At 47.2% G+C, this 19,818-nt stretch carries 15 protein-coding genes and 2 riboswitches; of the genes, 7 read left to right on the top strand and 8 right to left on the bottom strand.

All coding sequences use genetic code 11. The features are described 5' to 3' along the window. The first annotated feature begins 76 nt into the window (after window positions 1-76). Together ACO0KY_RS04915 and ACO0KY_RS04910 are read left to right on the top strand one after the other, a co-directional pair. Window positions 77-1,399 (top strand): TRZ/ATZ family hydrolase, encoded by a 1,323-nt coding sequence (locus tag ACO0KY_RS04915; protein ID WP_423044689.1) that lies wholly within the window; start codon window positions 77-79, stop codon window positions 1,397-1,399. A gap of 84 nt (window positions 1,400-1,483) precedes the next feature. Further along, on the top strand, window positions 1,484-3,268 hold the full coding sequence (locus ACO0KY_RS04910; protein WP_423044688.1) for a M14 family metallopeptidase: 1,785 nt from the start codon (window positions 1,484-1,486) through the stop codon (window positions 3,266-3,268). 120 nt (window positions 3,269-3,388) lie between these two features. Here the strand turns inward: ACO0KY_RS04910 and ACO0KY_RS04905 are convergent, their stop codons facing one another. Then, the gene (locus tag ACO0KY_RS04905) at window positions 3,389-4,045 is read right to left on the bottom strand and encodes a DUF1345 domain-containing protein (protein WP_423044687.1); all 657 of its coding nucleotides are present in this window, start codon (window positions 4,043-4,045) and stop codon (window positions 3,389-3,391) included. Between the two features lie 343 nt (window positions 4,046-4,388). Here ACO0KY_RS04905 and ACO0KY_RS04900 point away from each other — a divergent pair, with 343 nt between their 5' ends. From ACO0KY_RS04900 to ACO0KY_RS04890, 3 genes are read left to right on the top strand one after another with little or no spacing between them, the layout of a single operon-like run. Continuing rightward, complete coding sequence (locus tag ACO0KY_RS04900) at window positions 4,389-4,709, top strand: hypothetical protein (RefSeq protein WP_423044686.1); 321 nt, start codon at window positions 4,389-4,391, stop codon at window positions 4,707-4,709. Continuing rightward, on the top strand, window positions 4,706-5,560 hold the full coding sequence (locus ACO0KY_RS04895) for an HDOD domain-containing protein (RefSeq protein WP_423044685.1): 855 nt from the start codon (window positions 4,706-4,708) through the stop codon (window positions 5,558-5,560). The genes ACO0KY_RS04900 and ACO0KY_RS04895 overlap by 4 nt, the downstream gene beginning before the upstream one ends. A 47-nt stretch (window positions 5,561-5,607) precedes the next feature. Continuing rightward, complete coding sequence (locus ACO0KY_RS04890) at window positions 5,608-6,579, top strand: diguanylate cyclase (RefSeq protein ID WP_423044684.1); 972 nt, start codon at window positions 5,608-5,610, stop codon at window positions 6,577-6,579. A 44-nt stretch (window positions 6,580-6,623) separates the two neighbouring features. Here ACO0KY_RS04890 and ACO0KY_RS04885 read toward each other — a convergent pair whose 3' ends face one another. The 5 genes from ACO0KY_RS04885 to ACO0KY_RS04865 all read right to left on the bottom strand — a co-directional run bounded on the left by ACO0KY_RS04885 (window position 6,624) and on the right by ACO0KY_RS04865 (window position 14,152). Beyond that, the gene (locus ACO0KY_RS04885) at window positions 6,624-6,758 is read right to left on the bottom strand and encodes a hypothetical protein (RefSeq protein WP_423044683.1); all 135 of its coding nucleotides are present in this window, start codon (window positions 6,756-6,758) and stop codon (window positions 6,624-6,626) included. A gap of 16 nt (window positions 6,759-6,774) precedes the next feature. Beyond that, entirely contained in the window at window positions 6,775-9,663 is a 2,889-nt protein-coding gene (gene gcvP, locus ACO0KY_RS04880) for an aminomethyl-transferring glycine dehydrogenase (RefSeq protein ID WP_423044682.1), read from the bottom strand. A gap of 94 nt (window positions 9,664-9,757) precedes the next feature. Next, on the bottom strand, window positions 9,758-10,135 hold the full coding sequence (gcvH, locus tag ACO0KY_RS04875) for a glycine cleavage system protein GcvH (RefSeq protein WP_423044681.1): 378 nt from the start codon (window positions 10,133-10,135) through the stop codon (window positions 9,758-9,760). Window positions 10,136-10,195: 60 nt separating this feature from the next. Next, window positions 10,196-11,323: a glycine cleavage system aminomethyltransferase GcvT gene (gcvT, locus tag ACO0KY_RS04870; RefSeq protein WP_423044867.1), complete on the bottom strand. Its 1,128-nt coding sequence runs from the start codon at window positions 11,321-11,323 to the stop codon at window positions 10,196-10,198. 74 nt (window positions 11,324-11,397) lie between these two features. Further along, window positions 11,398-11,528, bottom strand: a riboswitch (glycine riboswitch). Window positions 11,529-11,539: 11 nt separating this feature from the next. Continuing rightward, a riboswitch (glycine riboswitch) is annotated at window positions 11,540-11,664 on the bottom strand. Window positions 11,665-11,755: 91 nt separating this feature from the next. Continuing rightward, on the bottom strand, window positions 11,756-14,152 hold the full coding sequence (locus ACO0KY_RS04865) for a penicillin acylase family protein (protein WP_423044680.1): 2,397 nt from the start codon (window positions 14,150-14,152) through the stop codon (window positions 11,756-11,758). Window positions 14,153-14,601: 449 nt separating this feature from the next. Between ACO0KY_RS04865 and ACO0KY_RS04860 the strand changes: the two genes are divergently transcribed. Together ACO0KY_RS04860 and ACO0KY_RS04855 are read left to right on the top strand one after the other, a co-directional pair. Then, window positions 14,602-16,413: an ABC transporter transmembrane domain-containing protein gene (locus ACO0KY_RS04860; protein WP_423044679.1), complete on the top strand. Its 1,812-nt coding sequence runs from the start codon at window positions 14,602-14,604 to the stop codon at window positions 16,411-16,413. Window positions 16,414-16,631: 218 nt separating this feature from the next. Then, window positions 16,632-18,164 carry a transglycosylase SLT domain-containing protein gene (locus ACO0KY_RS04855; RefSeq protein WP_423044678.1) on the top strand — a complete coding sequence of 511 codons (1,533 nt, stop codon included), beginning with the start codon at window positions 16,632-16,634 and terminating at the stop codon, window positions 18,162-18,164. A gap of 97 nt (window positions 18,165-18,261) precedes the next feature. On the opposite strand, the gene ACO0KY_RS04850 is transcribed toward ACO0KY_RS04855, so the two are convergent. Continuing rightward, the gene (locus ACO0KY_RS04850; protein WP_423044677.1) at window positions 18,262-19,515 is read right to left on the bottom strand and encodes a hypothetical protein; all 1,254 of its coding nucleotides are present in this window, start codon (window positions 19,513-19,515) and stop codon (window positions 18,262-18,264) included. Window positions 19,516-19,687: 172 nt separating this feature from the next. Then, on the bottom strand, window positions 19,688-19,818 hold a 131-nt coding region (locus tag ACO0KY_RS04845), incomplete at its 5' end, for an ExbD/TolR family protein (RefSeq protein WP_423044866.1).

The following is a 19,818-nucleotide window of genomic DNA, read 5'->3' as shown; positions in this document are numbered from 1 at the left end:
TTTATTTGAGCGTTCTTTGTAAATTGAACGAACTTAAATTCGACAGATATAATGCAAGTTCACCATGAGGACTGCTATGACACAAATTACCTGCCTTCATCCCGCCTATTTGTTACCAATAGAGCCAGACACGACCGTTCTGTTAAAACACTCATTGGTCATGGAAGATGAGAAAATCATCGCTATTTTGCCAGAATCTGAGGCAAGACAGATTTACCCAACTGCAAATCACATCAATCTCGATAAACATGCCCTGCTACCAGGGTTTATTAATCTGCACGCACATTCAGCAATGAGCCTGTTGCGCGGTCTTGCGGATGACCTGGCATTAATGGAATGGCTCAATGAGCATATCTGGCCAGCAGAGAAAAAACATGTCAATGACGAGTTTGTTTTTGACGGCACAGTCTATGCAATGGCAGAAATGATACGTGGCGGCACGACGACTGTGAATGACATGTATTTCCATAATGACGCCGTCGCGCGTGCGGGCATACATAGCGGCATGCGTACCATCGTTGGCTGTAGCGTACTTGAGTTTCCTACGGGATATGCGCAAAATGCTGATGAATATCTGACCAAGGGAATTGCTGCAAAATCAGAATTTGAACATCAGCAAGGTATTTATTTCAGACTCGCGCCGCATGCACCTTACACGGTCGCAGACGAAACCTTCCGTAAAATCATTGCTCTATCAGAGCAACATGAGATGGGGATCCACTGCCACATTCATGAGACTGCGCAAGAAATTACCGATAGTCTGAAACAATATGGCGTAAGACCGCTTAAACGCCTGCACAATCTCGGGTTATTGAGTAACAAATTGATCGCCGCGCATATGGTGCATGCGAACGATGAAGAAATCGTTACGCTGGCACAAACCGGAGTGCATATTGCCCATAACCCAGCCAGTAATTTAAAACTTGCTTCCGGTTTTGCACCAGTTCATGCAATGCAAATGGCTGGTGTGAATGTGGGCATCGGCACCGACGGTGCGGCCAGCAATAATAAGCTTGATCTGATGGGCGATTTGCGCATGGCGGCTTTGCTCGCGAAAGCGCAATCCAATAACCCAACGGCATTGGGTGCACATGCTGCATTGAAAATGGCAACATTAAACGGCGCCAAGGCATTGGGGCTCGATAAAGAAATTGGCAGCCTGATTCCAGGCAAGTTCGCCGACCTGATCGCCATCGATCTGAGCGACATTGAAACCCAACCCTTGTTTGATCCGGTTTCTCAAATTGTCTACGCGGCCAGTCGCGATCAGGTCAGTCACGTCTGGGTACATGGACAATGTCTGATGTTCAATCGTGGTTTAACGCGCATGGATCAGGACGAGTTGATCAATAAAGCCCATTGGTGGCAGCAGCGCATTTCTGATCAAACCGCACAATAGGACATATTTCATCATCTACGCATAGTGTAAGATAGTCGGTTCATTTCCGAAGCTTTGTCCGAACCACATCTTACACTCGCAAAAATGATAAAACGTCGTCCTGTCACTCTTGCTTCAACCTTTGCTTTTGCACTTACTATCTCAAGCAATTCGACTTTTGCCCTGGAAAATCTCAGCACTACTGCCGAACAATCAGGATTTCAAAAAACCGGTCGTTACGAAGAAGTAGAAAACCTTTGCCGTAATTTCCAAAAAAATTATCCAAAAATGGTACGTTGTCAGGAAATTGGCCGCTCAGCAGAAGGCCGTCCTATGATGGCGATCATTGCGACGCGCACTAACATTTTTGTGCCCTATCTGGCAAAGGATAAACAAGTTCCGGTGACGCTGATACAAGGCGGCATTCACGCAGGAGAAATCGATGGTAAGGATGCGGGTTTTCTGGCACTAAGAGAAGCACTAAACAATACTGCAGCAAAAAATGCGCTCGACAAACAAGTCCTCATCTTTATCCCGGTTTTTAATGTTGACGGGCATGAGCGCTTTGCCAAATGGAATCGCCCGAATCAACGCGGCCCAGAAGAGATGGGTTGGCGTACAACGGCACAAAATTTCAATTTAAATCGCGACTATGTCAAAGCCGATACACCTGAAATGCAGGCCATGCTCAGACTTATTAATCAATGGGATCCATTGGTCGTCGTCGATTTGCACGTCACAGACGGCGCCAAATTTGAGCATGATATTTCGATTCAGATAGAACCATCTCATGCTGGTGATAAGGTACTCCAACAATCTGGAAAAACTTTCCAACAAAATGTCATCGCTGATTTGTCTGCACAAGGATCGTTGCCACTTCCGTTCTACATGGCATTTGAAAAAGAAGATGATCCTATGTCAGGTTTTGCAGACGGCGTTGCGTCACCGCGTCTCTCGCATGGCTATTTTCAATTGAGAAACCGTTTTGGCATCTTAGTTGAAACACATTCCTGGAAAGATTACGCAACGCGGGTAAAAATCACCAGAAACACGATAATTTCGGTACTCGATCAAGTCGCAAAAAATGGTGCAGATTGGCGCAAACAAAGCCTGGAAGCGGACATGCGCTCTGCGAATTTAGCAGGTCAGACTATTCCATTGACCTATAAGACGACTGATCAATTTCAGATGATTGATTTTCGCGGTTACGCGTACACCAGAAAACCATCGGACATTTCCGGCGCGTTGATGACGCGCTACGACGAAACTAAACCTCAGATCTGGAAAGTCAAACTGCGCGATGAGGTGGTACCTGACACAATGATTAATTTACCCAAAGGCGGCTACCTGATCCCTCCTGCCTATGCCAAGTTTGTGGTGGAAAAATTGCGTGCCCATGGCATTCAGTTTGAAGCGCAAAATGCAGCTTTGAACGATGTTGCTGTTGAGCGCTTCAACACGGCGAGCGCGACGATTTCACCAGACTCGTTTGAAAGCCATCAAACATTGAAATTACAAGGCAATTGGGTGGATGCACAACATAACTTTGTAAAGGGCGCGTTATTTGTTCCAGCAGCGCAGCCCAAAGCGGCATTGGTTGCAGCGATGTTTGAGCCTGCATCACCAGATTCCTTGGTTAGCTGGGGCTATTTCAATAATAACTTCGAGAAAAAAGAATTCATGGAAGCGTATGTCGCCGAAGATGTTGCTCGGGAACAGCTAGCTGCTAATCCAGCATTAAAACAGGCATTTGAAAAGAAATTAAAAGACGATAAAGACTTTGCCAAAAACCCTGCTGCACGACTCGAATTTTTCGCCCGCCGTCATTCATCCTGGGATCAGGAATATCAACAATACCCAGTGTATCGGACGAATATTGTGCCAAAGTAAGCGTTTTTCTTTTGCGTAGCACAGCGCTTCATGTCACCAAAAAAAATGCCACTGAGTGGCATTTTTAGTTTTGGAAACCGGTCATTCAACGTTGACGCAAAAAGCAAAAATTAGATCAGCTTAATTACCCACCAGACTCGCTGCAATATTGATAGAAAACCCTAATACCGCCACGTTAAAGAAAAAACTGAGTACCGATTGCACTAACACTGTTTTACGTGCGCTATGCGATGTCACCGCGACATCCGAAGTCTGCGCTGCAACCGCAATGGTAAAAGAAAAATACAAGAAGTCCCAATAATCGGGCTTTTGTTCATCATCCGGAAAACGCAAGGCACGGCGCGACTCTGGTGATCGGTAAAACAATAAGGCGTAATGAAAGCAAAAAACCACTGCGACTAACAACCAGGACCCCAGCACTGTCATGCCTGTGAACAAATATTTCATGGCACGCACCTCTGCACTTAGATCTTTTGTCCCGGACAACTCAACCACAATCGCACCGACACTGATCATCGCAGACAAAGAAATCAGCGCCAATACGGTCACAGCACTTTTGTCCTCACGTATAGCCATTGCTTTGACCCGATGATGATTCGCCCGCATCATTAACCATGCCATCAACAACAAATACGCCCAGACCGCAAGATTCCAGGCAAACAGAGCCCTGGTAGTCCAGAGCCATGCAGCTGGCAAAAAGAACACGCTGATAAATGCGAGTGAAAACGATATCAGCAAGCGAGGGCGATGAAGTAAAAAATTTTTAGCGGAATGCATCAATAAGTGAACAAAGAGAGGAGTGAATAAAATGCGCCACAATATTTATAAAAATGCATCATATTTCTATGCATTTCCAAGAAAGAATTTTATGCTGGGTGTAGTATAAGCCTAACGGTAATCAGTTTAAGACTAATGAAACCAAGCTGTGGTTTTTCGCTTTGTTAATAAATTGCTACCAATATTACTATTTTCGATATTGTATTGCTTAATAATTACCTGTTGCTAATGACTTGAGGCACTATGTCTCTACATGGCATTCTCGTGCGATATTTGAATTGCTGATTCAATGCCTAAGTATGGCTTTGGTGACCCGGACACTACTCTGAGGAATAGATTCGCTATGAGCAAACACAGTCAATATTTGGTGCTGGCTAAAGTTACTGAGGGCATGGTGCTCGCTGATGACCTGCTAGATAAAGTGGGTCACGTTCTGCTACCCGCCGGGGTCACGCTGACTGCCAGTATGCTCAAATCGCTCGCACATCATCATGTGCAACAGCTTTGCATCGAAAAAGAGGCTGTTAATGAACAAGAAGTCGAAGCTGAACGGCAACTTAAATTAGGTCGCATCGCCTATCTATTTCGCTTACAGCCAGATCAGGAACCAGCTAATACTTTAAAACAATACCTGATTCATTACCGCGAGGGGGAAACACTATGACCCATCAAGAGGAAACCCACGCACATCTGGAATCGATTGTTAAACACCTCAAAGACTTACCTACCCTTCCCGAGGTCGCGCAAGAGCTATTGACTGAACTTGACGACGATGAAAGCAGCTTAGAGTCAATTAGCGAAAAAATCGCGATGGATCAGGCTATCACCGCTAAAGTCCTGAAACTTGCCAATTCATCGCATTTTGGCGTCAATTCACGCGTGGTAACGATACAACAGGCCACGGCGATGCTTGGCGTTCAAAATATCAAAAATCTGATCCGGCTGACGATTATGGTCAACCGCTTCCCGGTTACAAACTGCCCTGGATTTGACTTTCGGGCATTTTGGCGTCATGGGATAGCGACAGCCAACTGCGCTGAATTGATTTCAAGGGCACTGCATATGAAGCATGATTTTGCTTTCACGGCAGGTCTATTGCATGACATCGGGCGTCTGGTGTTAGTGACACATTGCCCGGCCGAATATGCAGAAGTGATCCGTTACAGAAATCAAAACAAATGTGAATTACTGGACGCAGAGCGGCATATTCTGGAGGTTGATCACATCGAAGCGGGCGTTGTTCTGGCACACCTATGGAATTTTTCGGATGCGGTACAAGACGCAATCAAAGGACATCATAATCCTGATATCCCTGGCATTAACGCACTTGCCTCGGTTGTGCATGTTGCAAACGTGATTGTCCATGCTCTGGATCTGGCTCAACAAGAAAATGAGCTCGTCCCCTTGCTGTCCGCGCACGCTTGGGATACGCTAGGGCTTAACGAAGCCGAATACATTGCTATTTTCAAAGAAACGGAAATGCGCTTTGAAGCTTTAAACCAAATTTTCATTTGAACGCAAGTTGACTCATGTATCTGGATAAAACAATTTTGGAACAACTGATGTATTTCAAAAATGCAGAATATCGAATTGAAGACATCCACTTATTTCGCGATCTTGATCAAGAAAATCTGGCTTTAAGTCACGACATTATTAAAGATTGCCCCGTCGTCAAAGCGTGTAAGGGACAAGTCGTTCTCGACGCCAATAGCTCAGGATCCAGGCTATTCATTGTGCTACATGGCGCCCTTGGAATCACCAAACTCAATGAAGACAATAATCACATTGAAAACTCCATCACCCAATATTTGCCAGGCGAATGTGTCGGTGAAATTTCAGTTTTAGATGAAGAAATTCACTCCGCCACCATTTCTGCGCTATCCGATAGTGAGCTGCTGGTCATCGAGGCGGACATCTTATGGCGCCTGATCGATGAACTCAATGGCGTAGCACGAAACCTATTGCAATTATTATCATTCCGTATCCGTGCTGCCAACGCGCAGATTCGCAGCCGCCAGAAAGTCGGTGAATTTTATCGCCAGCTTTCGATGGTCGACGGACTCACAGGCTTGCATAACCGCGCCTGGTTGAACGCACAGTTGCCCGGCCTGATAGAGAATGCCCATGCGACTGGCAACGCCCTCAGCATCATTATGGTCGATCTGGATCACTTTAAGCGCTTCAATGATGAACACGGCCACCTCTTAGGCGATGACGCCTTACAAACAGCAGCGAAGGTCTTAAATGCTGGCTTACGGCCCACCGATTTTGCCGCGCGTTATGGTGGAGAAGAAATGATGGTAATCCTGCCGGGTACTGCACAAAAAGCCGCAATTGGGGTTGCCCAAAGGCTTTGTACCAAACTCAGCAAGACAAGAGTATTTTTAGATAATCGCAAACCGCTCCCGCACATCACGGGTTCATTTGGGGTAGCAACGTTGGAACCAGGCATGGATAGCGCGCAATTGATGACCGCAGCAGATACGGCGCTTTACAGAGCCAAGGATGGCGGGCGGAATCAGGTTGCTCTATAAATAGCAGCGCAAATATTCCACTTACCTTAAATTTTTGTTGGATTTCAGCGATCGTCAGCAAAAATTAAAAGCCAATAAAAAACGCGTAACACTTCAATTTGAGTGTTACGCGTTTTTACTTCATCGGCCTGCATTCGATCAGCCTGAAGAAATTCAGGCTGAATTTCTTCAGGCTGCATTTCAGGCTAATTCACATTACTGATAGTCAGACAATGGTACGCAAGAGCAGAACAAGTTGCGATCACCGTAGACGTTATCAGCACGTCCAACTGGTGCCCAATACTTCTGATGACGCAAAGTTGCCACTGGGTAGGCGCCCGCTTCACGGCTGTATGGACGATCCCATTCGCCAGAGATCAAGGTTTCGATTGTATGCGGTGCATGTTTGAGCGGATTGTTTTTCGCATCAAATTCACCGCTTGCGACTTTAGCGATTTCTTCACGAATGGCAATCATCGCATCAATGAAACGATCCAACTCAGCTAAGGATTCACTTTCTGTTGGTTCTATCATCAGCGTACCAGGCACTGGGAAGCTCATGGTTGGCGCATGGAAACCAAAGTCGATCAGACGTTTTGCCACGTCTTCATTGCTGATGCCTGTTGCATCGGTCAATGGACGCAGGTCCAGAATGCACTCATGCGCAACCAGACCATCATGGCCTGAATACAGCACTGGATAATGTGGCGCCAGGCGTTTAGCAATGTAGTTCGCGGCCAGAATCGCCGTCTCTGTCGCTGCTTTCAAGCCTTCAGCACCCATCATGGCGATATACATCCATGAAATAGGCAAAATACTGGCAGAACCAAACGGTGCGGCACTCACAGCGGAGATACCTGCTTCACCACGCAAATAGCCGGTCGATTTTTGGTTAGGCAAGAATTTTGCCAAGTGCGCACCAACAGCGACTGGACCAACACCTGGACCGCCACCACCGTGAGGAATACAGAAAGTTTTGTGCAAGTTCAAGTGACTGACGTCACCACCAAAATGACCCGGCGCTGCAACGCCAACCAGCGCGTTCATATTCGCACCGTCAACGTAGACCTGACCACCGTGGCTATGCACGATTTCGCACAATTGCTGGATACCTTCTTCAAACACGCCATGTGTTGAAGGATAGGTCACCATCACTGCTGCCAGATTAGCACTGTGTTTTTCAGCTTTCGCTTGCAAATCCATCAGATCAACGTTACCGCGCTCATCACATGCAACCACAACAACTTCCATACCAACCATCGCGGCAGATGCTGGATTAGTTCCATGTGCGGAAGATGGAATCAGGCAGATATTACGATGTGATTCACCACGAGACGCGTGGTAGGCCTGAATGACTAACAAACCGGCGTATTCACCTTGTGAACCTGCATTTGGTTGCAGAGAAACAGCTGCGTAACCAGTCGCCGCGCACAACATCGCTTCCAACTGATCGATCATCTCGCGATAACCAACAGTCTGATCGTTTGGTGCAAACGGATGGATATTGGAGAACTCTGGCCAGGTCACTGGGATCATTTCGCTGGTTGCGTTGAGTTTCATGGTGCAAGAGCCGAGCGGAATCATGCTGCGATCCAACGCCAGATCTTTATCGGACAGGCTACGCAAATAACGCAACATTTCATGTTCGGCGTGATAACGATTGAACGTTGGATGTGTCAGGAATTCGCTGCTGCGGATCAAGGATGCTGGGATCGTATCCGCACCATTGCTGACTTTTGCTTCGACTGTATTGAAGTCTGGTGCAGCTTTACCCAAGGCAAAGATAGTCCAGATATTCGCTACGTCATCACGACTCACAGTTTCGTCGAAGGACACACCAACTTGTGTAGCGCTGATTTGACGTAAATTGTAGCCCTTTGCTACCGCCGCTGCATGGACAGCTGCCGCATCAGCAACATTGACTGTCAGGGTATCAAAGTATGTGCTATTCGCCAGTGTCAGGCCGATCTCTTGCAAGCCAGCAGCCAACATGCCAGTGTAGCGTTGTACACGTTGAGCGATCTGACGCAAGCCTTTTGGACCGTGATACACAGCGTACATGGAAGCAATCACTGCTAACAACACTTGTGCTGTACAAATATTGGAGGTCGCTTTTTCACGGCGGATATGTTGCTCACGTGTTTGCAAAGCCAGACGATAAGCTTGTTTGCCTTGCGCATCAATCGTCACGCCAACCAAACGGCCTGGCATACTACGCTTGAACGCATCGCGTGTGGACATATAACCTGCGTGTGGGCCACCAAAACCAAGCGGCACACCAAAACGCTGGCTGTTACCAACAACCACGTCAGCACCCCATTCGCCTGGTGGCGTGATCAAAGTCAATGCCAGCAAATCTGCCGCAGCAATCACCATGCCGCCTTTAGCGTGAATCGCTGCTGCGTATTCACGATAATCGCGAATTTCGCCATCAACGCCTGGGTATTGCAATAAGACGCCAAAGCATTCGTTATTCAAAGCATCTGTACCGTGGCAGGTGCGAACTTCGATACCCAAAGGTTTTGCGCGTGTAGCAATCACTTCGAGTGTTTGCGGTAAGACGTCTGCCGCAACATAAAACACGTTAGAGCTGGATTTGCCAACGCGCTGCAACAAGGTCATTGCTTCTGCTGCCGCAGTACCTTCATCCAACATCGACGCATTCGCGATATCCATACCAGTCAGATCTGTGATCATGGTTTGGAAATTCAGAATCGCTTCGAGACGGCCTTGAGAAATTTCTGGTTGGTACGGTGTGTATGCTGTGTACCACGCTGGGTTTTCAAACACATTACGCAACACTACGCCTGGCGTGTAAGTATTGTAATAACCTTGACCAATGAAAGATTTCAGGACGCGGTTTTTACCTGCCAATTCTTTCAACTGCGCTAAAGCAGCTTGCTCAGATTTTGGTGCAGTAAAACTTGCCAATGGCAACACGTCGTGGCGACGAATATTCGCCGGCACAATCGCATCGATCAATGCGGTACGGTTGGAGTAGCCAAGCACTTCCAGCATTTTTGCTTGTTCAGCATCGGATGGCGCAATATGGCGAGCGATGAAAGCATCTTGTGCTTCCAGTTGATGTAATGAAGGACGAGTCATGATTTGGGCAGAATTGGAAATACCGAGGAGATAAGAAAGCGGCACGGACAAAAGCAGACTGGCGGCCGCGCCGCCAGTCTGCTATCAGAATAAATTAGCCGATATTTTTTGCGTAAGCTTCAGCATTCATCAAAGCATCAACATCAGCGATGTTGGTTGGCTTCAATTTAAACAACCAGGCAGAGAATGCATCGGTATTGATGGACTCAGGCGCGTCGGTCACAGCATCGTTCACTGCAACAACTTCACCAGACACTGGTGCATAGATATCGCCTGCTGCTTTAACGGATTCCACCACTGCGCAGTCTTTACCTGCAGTCAAAGCAGAACCAACTTTTGGCAAGTCAACAAAAACGATATCACCCAACGCATCTTGCGCGAACTCAGTAATACCAACGGCGATTGTACCGTCTGCTTCAACGCGTACCCATTCGTGGGAGGATGTGTATTTCAATTCTGCTGGGACATTCATGGTGGGCTCCAAATAATTAAATTGTAAATAAATTGTGTTGATTTTGTATTCGATACGGACTCAGGCAACGAGTACTTTGCCATTACGCACAAACGGCAGCTTTACAACGGTTGCCGCTAATTGTTTGTCACGGATAACGACCTGAACGGTGTCACCAATCGCAACGCCCATAGGCAAACGTGCTAAGGCAATCGCCTGCTGCATGCTTGGGCTAAAAGTACCACTGGTGATTTCACCATCACCGTGGGCAGTAATGATTTGCTGATGAGCGCGCAATATGCCGCCTTTTTCGCGCAGAATCAAACCAAGGAATTGTGCTTTTTGACCTTGTTCTTGCAACGCTTTTTTGCCTACGAAATCTCGTTCGCTGACCAAATCGATGGTCCATGCCAGACCAGCATCGAGAGGATTGACAGTTTCATCCATGTCCTGACCGTAGAGGTTCATACCAGCCTCTAAGCGCAAGGTATCGCGGGCACCGAGACCGGCTGGCTTCACGCCCACCGCAACTAAGGCATTCCATAAGTCAGTCACACGATCGGCAGGGACAGCGATTTCAAAACCGTCTTCGCCGGTGTATCCAGTACGTGCCACCATGACTTCACCAAAAGAGGTGTTCTCCACGATCACAGCATTGAATGGTTTGATTTCTGCACTAGCAGCTTTGGTTTCTGGTAACACTTCCCACGCTTTGGCACGTGCATTTGGACCTTGAACAGCAACCAATGCAAACGCATTGGCGCCATCGCGGCGTTGGGTAATGGTCAGGCCACTGTTGGTTTCGACGTTACGGGCATTCATCCATGCCACGTCTTTTTCGGCGGTACCGGCGTTGACAACCAAGCGGAACCAGTTTTCACTGAAGAAATAAATAATCAAGTCGTCAATCACAGTACCTTCAGGTTTGAGCATGCATGAATACAGCGCTTTACCTGGAACTTGTAATTTATCGACGTTGTTAGCAACCAGACCGCGCAAAAAACTGCGGACATTGTCGCCACGAAGATCAACGACGCACATATGGGAGACGTCAAACATACCGCAATCAGTGCGCACCGCGTGGTGTTCTTCGATTTGGGAACCGTAGTTGACTGGCATATCCCAACCGCCAAAATCGACCATTTTTGCGCCAGCCGAACGATGGGCTGCGTTGAGAGGAGTTGCCTTGAGTGGTGTCGCTTGCGTCATGTGAACCTCATTACCAAAATAGAAGGGACGAACAAACACACGCTGATGGACGTCGTCCATCGCATGCGAAAATCGCATACCCCTCTGTCCTGGTACCTGAGAGATTACGAGAGCAATCGACCTTTGCGATCTGATTGCCAGCTCGTGCGCACCTTCGGTGGGTAGTCCGGCGCATGTGCCGCTACCACTCTCCAGAGTGTGGGGAGTATTTAACCACCCCGTTGATCGGTCCTTTTGCCTGAGAGTTTTTGGGTATTAGCCCCTTCGGCGGCAGTTTTACTTTTAAGTGGTTCTCCAACAAAAACCGATTAAATTCAAACTACTCTCTCCCGATCAAGTAGCGCGATTATATAAGGCTTGCATGAGCTTGGATATATTCAAAACCAAATAATTGCTGAAAGCCGGTTTAAATTAGTTTTAAGATAATCATATTTAATGAGATTGCAACACCAAATGCTCTCGTGCATGCGCTTGCACATCAGCACTATCTGTATGCTCATTTACATAGTTGCCATTCGCAAACATTTCAGCCTGATCATTGTAGTGGACATCAAACAACACACCACTCTGCCCGACCGGATTAATGCCCAGCGCTTTACTGCTATCTGCAAAATCAATCAAACGGCGTGTCGATGGCCCATATGCCACATTCCAAGGGGCAGGCCCGATGGGGCCAGACAAGTTATTCGGAACTTCTCGACCACCCGGAACAACAAATGGCCCGATATTAAACAGCTTATCCAAAGGTTGTTGCTGCCCCAAAGGATGACGATGCGTCAGGGTATGCGCATGTCCCCATAACCATTGCGAGCTATCCCCACCTAAGGTTGAGCGCAAATGGGCAAGACTATCATTCCATGCTGCCAACACCATTGTTTGACGCGCATCCATATTGACATTAGCTGTTTTACCCCACCATGGCGAATGTGGGTCATCGAGCAAACGTGGTACGGCAAAGTCCAGTGCACGCGTTCTCAATAAGTTCTGAAATTGCGTTGCCCCCACTTTTTCAGCCATCGCGTTATGCGCAATCTGATAAATCAATTGACTAAACAAAGTTGGAGCAATGCTTTTTGTTTGAAAATTTCCATCCCATTTGCTCAGACTGTCCAGAAGACGCTTATCTTCCGGCGTAACCAATACCTGATTTAATATCGGTAGCAAGGGGCGTAATACGCGCGCTGCATAATTTGTTTGAACATCAAGCTGCAATGCCTGACTGTTTTTGGCGTCCCATTTCACACCAGGCTGGCTGAGTAAGTGATCGAGCCTTTGTCCGCGGTCGTATAAATTGTAATAACCTGGAATAGCAATACCACTTGGCGACACTGGCTGAAAATTCGCTGAAACGATGTAACCACGCGCCGGATTCTCTTCATGCGGGTTATCGGCAAAATCATAAAATGCCGTTTTATCTGCGTCAGCGGTGGAACCGTCAAGAATAAAACTTGGGTTAATATTTGCTGGTCGCTTTACCAGCTTGGCTGCCGCCCACCAGGCAATATCGCCCTTGGCATTTGCCCACACTACATTCAGACCCGGAGCGCCAATTTTACTCGCTGCTGTCCGCGCTTTTTCCAGGGTATCCGCACGATTTAGCTGATAAAAAGCGTCTAGCACTGGATTGTCTGCCTCCAGAAAAGTCCACCACATCGCAATCGGTGCGTCTCCGTAATTGTCTTTAAATGCATCGGTGATGATCAACCCATGCGGCGACTTGCGCAACACCAGTTTGACTGGGGCGGCTCCCTTAACCTGAATCGTTTCTTCTCTGCTGGTCAGTTCCACCCATTGATCATGAAACATGACCTGATTTGGATTTTGCGGATTGATTTTTTCTGCCACCAGATCGATATCATCGTTTTGAAACATCGTCAGACTCCAGCCAAATTGCTGGTTATGCCCCAACAAGGCCATAGGATTCAGAACCTGAAAATGACCATACAATTCAAAGCCCGGGGACGACAACTGTGCCTCATACCAGACAGCTGGCGCCGAATACGCGATGTGAGGATCGCCCGCCAACAAAGGCTTTCCGCTTGCAGTATGTTTGCCAGAAACAACCCAGGCATTACTACCTTCTAGTTGCGGAATCGCCAGTTGTTCTATGCCTGCCTGACTCAATTGCGCAATCTTATCGAGTTGCATCCATTCGTGCTGCGCGAGCGCGGGTACGGTTTGCGTCACACCTGAAGGATGCCAGTCCAGATCAAACACCTTTAAATAGTCAGCACCTAGCTTATCGCGAATCGCCGTTAATGCAGGCTCAGTCCGAAATGCCGCCGCAAAGCTATACGCCATATAACCCGAGACAGCAATAGTGTCTTCAATTGTAAATGGACGTTTTGGGATATGTAAGAGATCAAATTCCAACGGCGCTGGGTGCGTTGCCTGGAACTGATTAATGCCATCCAGATAGGCCGTCAACGCTTTCGTGGATGGAGAATTTTTATCCAGCTTTGCTGTGTACGCGTCGGCAAATGCGCGCAAACCCAGGGTACGGAATAAGCGGTCCATATCAAGCAACTTCGGGCCGAGAATTTCCGCTAGCTCGCCACGCGCGAGGCGCCGCACCATTTCCATTTGAAACAAGCGATCCTGCGCATGCACATAACCCAAAGCACGATACAAATCGGCTTCATTTTGCGCCTGAATATGTGGCACACCACGTTCGTCATAACTGACCTGCACATTGACAGACAGCCCCACCAGTAAGGCACTCCCGTCGCGCTGCACCCTTTTGGTGTGCAAATACCACCCTAATGCAATAAACATTAAAACAAGTAGTGCCAGCAGTACCAGCGCACTTCGCTTCAGAAGTCGTCTCATTGTCAGGCTTTCCGCTTTTAATTTTAGGTTAAGGGAGTATAAAGATTCTACACTTAACAATAATTTCCCTGCACACAGAAATCGATGTAGCATGAACTTCGTGACAAAAATCAACAGACAACGTTGCACTTTAGTGAAAGTGCCACATTTGCAGCAATCATTTCAGACTGCATAACATCGACGACATGTTTATATCGATTTCCTCAGATGACTTACGCCCCAATAAAAAATTTCAACCAGGATATAGAAATTATAAAAAATGAAAATTTCGTTGTTGCACTACGTTACATGGCAAGCCAAGCGATAATGAGCTCTTGAAATAATACAGATGACCATCAACTAGCGTGTCACTGCGACAGAGACACAACTGAAATTTGGCATCCACGCCCACTCAAATATACTCGAGTATCTGGCGCATACTCCCACCCTGTACTACTACATACAATTGCATGAGCACACCTAACTCTTCCCCGGCAAGTCAGCGCAGCAGCCTGAGCACGTTGAAAGGCTTACTTCCTTTTCTACGCCCCTATCGTGCACGCTTTTTTGTGGCAGGAATTGCGCTTGTCGTCGCAGCATGCGCTACCTTAGCCATCCCAGCGGCATTTAAACAAATGATAGACATGGGGTTTGGCGGTACGGGTGACCATAGCATCAAACATGTTGACCTGACGTTTCTTGCCTTGTTTGGCGTCGCTACAGTGTTAGGCATCTCTACGGCAGCACGTTTTTACATGGTGTCCTGGCTCGGTGAACGCGTTACCGCAGACATTCGCAGCAAGGTCTATTCTCATGTTGTTACGCAAAGTCCGGAATTTTTTGAAACTACGCAAACTGGAGAAGTATTGTCTCGCCTGACTACCGATACGACGCTCATACAAACCGTCGTGGGTACCAGTATTTCTATGGCGTTACGCAATATCTTACTGTTTATTGGCGGACTGGTGATGCTATTCGTCACCAGTATCAAACTGAGTTCCATCATCATTGTGATGCTAGCTTTGGTGGTGCTTCCTATCGTGATATTTGGCCGCAAGGTGCGCAAACTATCACGCGATTCACAAGATAAAATCGCCGATGCTTCTGCTATCGCAGGAGAAATTTTAAATGCCATGCCAACGGTGCAGGCGTTCACACATGAACATATCGAAGCCGATCGATTTTCTGGTTCGGTAGAAAACGCCTTTCAAACTGCCATGCGCAGAATCCGTGCTCGATCACTGTTGACTATGATCGCCATCCTGCTGGTATTTGGTTCTATCGTGTTTGTCTTATGGCTGGGCGCGCATGCGGTGCTACAAGGCAGCATGAGTGGCGGCGAACTGGGTCAATTTATTTTATATGCATCCTTAGTGGCTGGTGCTTTAGGCGCCCTATCCGAAGTCATGGGTGATGCCCAACGCGCAGCAGGTGCAACTGAACGATTACTTGATTTAATGGCGGTCGAGTCACCGATACAAAATCCTGCATCGCCAAAATCGCTACCACAGAACGCGTTTAAAATTCAAACTGGTGCCACGCTGAGTTTAAATGACATCGGTTTTCACTACCCATCACGTCCCAACACGCAAGCGATATCCCATCTTTCACTACAGGTCGCTGCCGGTGAAACGGTGGCAATTGTCGGTTCGTCGGGCGCAGGAAAAACCACATTATTTCAGTTACTGCTGCGCTTTTATGATCCGCAGCAAGGCTTTATTGAACTCAATGGCATCAATATCCGTGAACTGACCTTGCATGATTTACGCGATGCGGTAGGCGTCGTTCCGCAGGAAACCATTATATTTTCCGCTAATGCCATGGAAAACATACGTTACGGCAGAGCGAATGCGAGCGATGCGGAAGTCATTGCCGCCGCCAAAATGGCCGCTGCACATGAGTTTATCGAAAAACTTCCGGAAGGCTACCAATCTTTCCTGGGCGAACGTGGTGTTCGTCTGTCTGGCGGTCAACGCCAGCGCATCGCTATTGCGCGGGCGTTATTGAAAAATCCGCCTCTATTACTACTCGACGAAGCGACCAGCGCTTTGGATGCAGAATCGGAGCGTCTGGTGCAAGGTGCATTAGAAGTTGCCATGCGCGACCGGACGACCCTCATCATCGCCCACCGATTGGCAACAGTCCAACGAGCGGATAGGATCATCGTTATGGACCAAGGGAAAATTGTTGAAACCGGCACGCATAATTCATTGGTCGAACAGGGCGGGGTTTATGCGACGCTCGCAGCATTGCAATTCAACCTGCACCCAGACAGCGAATAAAGCAACAAGTGGAAACTAGCCACGAACCGATATCAGCTAGTTCTGAACCAGCAAACACGTTCGCGCTGGTTCAAACCTGCACCAGTTTGCTGTTTTTTTGTGCACACACTCTAGTCATTAAACTGACATTTTCCTTGACGTGAGCTTTACCAAATGCGTACACTCTCACGATCTTGCATTCTATCTCGACGCTGGTCGATGAGCCCCTGGTCCTGCCTATGAAACGATTACGCCCCTCTGTTCATCTTGCCGTTGTGTCCGCACTTCTGATATGGACGCTACCGCAACACAGTTACGCGGATACGCAATCCATTGTCGCCCTCACCAAAACGCCTGTATTTAATGATAGCAAAGGCTTCCAAAACTCCCCTGCCGATCTTTCTGCTCATACACCGACTGAAATCCCTAATTTCACCTATAACAGCAAAGAAAGCGATTTGTGGGAACGAGTACGTGCCGGTTACGCTATACCTGATCTGGATAATAAGCTCGTCAATAATCAGGTCACATGGTACAGCACACGCACCGAGTACATCCTCCGCACAGTTCAACGAGGATCACGCTATTTGTACCACGTGGTTGAAGAGTTGGAGAAACGTGGGATGCCAACTGAATTGGCATTACTACCTTTCATTGAATCCGCATTTAATCCGCAAGCAATTTCGACCACCAAAGCGACTGGTATGTGGCAGTTCATGGCGGCAACCGGTAAGGATTTTAATCTTAAACAAAATATGTTTAAGGATGAACGCCGCGGTGTCCTTGATTCTACCGACGCAGCATTGAACTATCTCGAACGTCTGCATGGCATGTTCGGCGACTGGCAGCTGGCGCTCGCTGCCTACAACTGGGGAGAAGGTTCGGTACAGCGTGCGATTAAAAAGCAGCAAGCCTTAGGTTTACCAGTTGATTTCGACAGTATGTCGGCATTGATGCCGCCGGAAACTCGAAACTATTTGCCTAAGCTGCAAGCAGTCAAAAATATTATTGCCCATCCTGAACAGTTCAATCTCGCTTTACCAAAGCTTGAAAATCAGCCGTATTTTGTCAGTGTCGATAAAACACGTGATATCGATGTCCGGGTTGCGGCACAACTGGCTGAACTGTCTCTGGACGAATTTAACGCGTTAAATCCGCAATTTAATCGTCCAGTAATTACTGGCAGTAGTAACACCAAAATTTTATTACCTACCGATAATGCAACACTATTCAAAGAGAATTTAAGCAAGTGGCAAGGTCCATTATCGAGTTGGTCAACACTTTCAGTACAAAAAACTGAAAAAATCGAAAACCTGGCATCCCGCATAGGTGTTAAACCAGAGTTATTGCGAGACGTGAACCTGATCCCAGCAAAGATGCTGGTAAAAGCAGGATCAACGATTCTGGTTCCAAAATCTGACAAGAACGAAGATAAAGATATTGCCCCGGAATTGGCAGACAAAGCACAGTTGGTGATTGAAAAGTCAGTTACCACGCGACAAATTACCTATAAAGTCGGTAAGCGAGATAATTTGAACTCGATTGCCAAACGATATCAGGTCAGCATTGCCGACGTACGTAGCTGGAATAATTTAAAACACGATTCCGTCACGACGGGCCAAACCTTGCATTTACAGGTGCCCGTTTTTAATAAAGCCGCCCGTACAACAGTGGCGTCACACGGTAAACCAGCAGTCAGAGCACAAGCGACGATGCGCAATTCCCATACAATCGTTGCGCACGCGAAGACGACAAAAAAACGTCACGGCTAAAATAATTAAGATGATATAAAAAAGGGAGGCAATTAAATTGCCTCCCTTTTTTTTGCCCAGCGGGTTGCCCTCCGCCCAGATTCAACTATCGAATCAATTACTTACCAGATTGGTTAGCATAAATAATCCAGTAGCGAGCCAGATCTGCAGTACCATCATTGCCTTGGACTGTTTTCAAAGTTTTGATCGCAGCTGCTTTTTTACCAGCTTGCAATTGCGCAATACCTAAGTGTAACTTCGCGTCATCAACGTGCTTCAGGCTATCTTTCTTGATGCCCTCTTCCATCATCGCCAGACCTTGGTCAAACTTACCAGCAGTAACATTAGCATAACCAATGTTCAATAAGCCTGTACCATCTTTGCTTTGCTGCGCATCAGCCTGAGCTGCCGCCAAGCCCTTATCGGCTTCCGCCTGAGCTTTGGTCGCCATATCGCGCAAACGCTTGTGACGCTCTGCATCAGCACCAGCACCCAAGGCACCAGCCTTGTAACCAGCGTCGATTATTTTGCTGGCTTCAGCTGGGAAACCGGCTTGAATGGCCATCAAAGAAGAATCCATAAAATCAGACGTTTTGGTCACTTGACCGAGCGCGATTTTCAAACGATACAAATCCAATTTCAAACGTTCAGAGTAGCCAGGTTTGCGCTCGATATTATTGAGCAGGTTAACCCAGTATTCTTTTTTGTTGTAGTAGGTAATCATTTTTTCCAGCGCACTGGAATAGCCAGCCATATCTTTTTGTTTCAATGCCGCATTGGCATAGAACTCGAGATTCGACAAGCTTGGCGCACGACCAGCTTTTTCATCAGCGGCCATATCGGCCATGACTTCTTTTAAAGCTTTAGAACTATCGCCACCTTGATTCATTGCTTGAATCATGTATGGACGCAAAGACTGATCGGTACCGCCTTCAGCAAAATAACGGTTGTAGGTAGAAGCCGCTTTGGAATAATTGCCTGCTTTATAGTAAGCATTCGCCAAAACCTGAATCATTTGCAATTGCTCTTTGGATGGCAACTTCGCAGCAGCTACAATCGCTTCAGCTGAACGTATCACCGCGTCATTGTCACCCGCAGCAGATGCAATCGACAAACGCATACGTTCTATCGTGAAATTCTCATTCACCGTCTTACCGCTAACGCTATCAGCTTCATGGATTTTTGATAAAGCGTCTTTGTACTTTTTCGCCTTATACAACTCACTGGAAGCCTGGACAATACGACCAATTTCAGGGCGCATTGCTTCATCTGCGTGGGCAGTATTGGCAGCAATATTAGTTAATTCTGGCGCGGCAGCAAAACCAATCGCTGCAACCAATACAGCGATACGAGACAAGCGAAGTTGCTTCATATGTTGATCTCTCAATCAATAAATTAAATAAACTCAAAAATCGTGCAGATTTCCCAAAAGAGAAAGCACAGATCTCTGCAAATATGAAAAAAGGCAGGGGTTACCCTGCCAATTTTCTATCATACATCAAGACTTAAACATTGAAGTGCTCAAATCACATTAAATGTACAGATCACTTCAAGAACTGCTCGTTGCCGACCATACCGATTTTGGTCACACCCAGACGTTGAGCTGCAGCCATTACAGCAGCGACCGATTTGTACGGTACGACTGCGTTCGGACGCAGGTGAACTTCTGGCTGAT

Origin of the sequence: Undibacterium sp. Dicai25W, assembly GCF_049340505.1 — a bacterium.
GTDB lineage: Bacteria > Pseudomonadota > Gammaproteobacteria > Burkholderiales > Burkholderiaceae_D > Undibacterium > Undibacterium jejuense.
Note: the sequence above shows the minus strand (reverse complement) of the source record. Positions and strands in the feature narration are given on the sequence as shown.

Bases quoted from the DNA above. Each gene is read 5' to 3' on its own strand.
- ACO0KY_RS04915 (WP_423044689.1), top strand. From the start codon at position 77: ATGACACAAATTACCTGCCTTCATCCCGCCTATTTGTTACCAATAGAG.
- ACO0KY_RS04910 (WP_423044688.1), top strand. From the start codon at position 1,484: ATGATAAAACGTCGTCCTGTCACTCTTGCTTCAACCTTTGCTTTTGCA.
- ACO0KY_RS04905 (WP_423044687.1), bottom strand. From the start codon at position 4,045: ATGCATTCCGCTAAAAATTTTTTACTTCATCGCCCTCGCTTGCTGATA.
- ACO0KY_RS04900 (WP_423044686.1), top strand. From the start codon at position 4,389: ATGAGCAAACACAGTCAATATTTGGTGCTGGCTAAAGTTACTGAGGGC.
- ACO0KY_RS04895 (WP_423044685.1), top strand. From the start codon at position 4,706: ATGACCCATCAAGAGGAAACCCACGCACATCTGGAATCGATTGTTAAA.
- ACO0KY_RS04890 (WP_423044684.1), top strand. From the start codon at position 5,608: ATGTATTTCAAAAATGCAGAATATCGAATTGAAGACATCCACTTATTT.
- ACO0KY_RS04885 (WP_423044683.1), bottom strand. From the start codon at position 6,758: ATGCAGCCTGAAGAAATTCAGCCTGAATTTCTTCAGGCTGATCGAATG.
- gcvP (WP_423044682.1), bottom strand. From the start codon at position 9,663: ATGACTCGTCCTTCATTACATCAACTGGAAGCACAAGATGCTTTCATC.
- gcvH (WP_423044681.1), bottom strand. From the start codon at position 10,135: ATGAATGTCCCAGCAGAATTGAAATACACATCCTCCCACGAATGGGTA.
- gcvT (WP_423044867.1), bottom strand. From the start codon at position 11,323: ATGACGCAAGCGACACCACTCAAGGCAACTCCTCTCAACGCAGCCCAT.
- ACO0KY_RS04865 (WP_423044680.1), bottom strand. From the start codon at position 14,152: ATGAGACGACTTCTGAAGCGAAGTGCGCTGGTACTGCTGGCACTACTT.
- ACO0KY_RS04860 (WP_423044679.1), top strand. From the start codon at position 14,602: ATGAGCACACCTAACTCTTCCCCGGCAAGTCAGCGCAGCAGCCTGAGC.
- ACO0KY_RS04855 (WP_423044678.1), top strand. From the start codon at position 16,632: ATGAAACGATTACGCCCCTCTGTTCATCTTGCCGTTGTGTCCGCACTT.
- ACO0KY_RS04850 (WP_423044677.1), bottom strand. From the start codon at position 19,515: ATGAAGCAACTTCGCTTGTCTCGTATCGCTGTATTGGTTGCAGCGATT.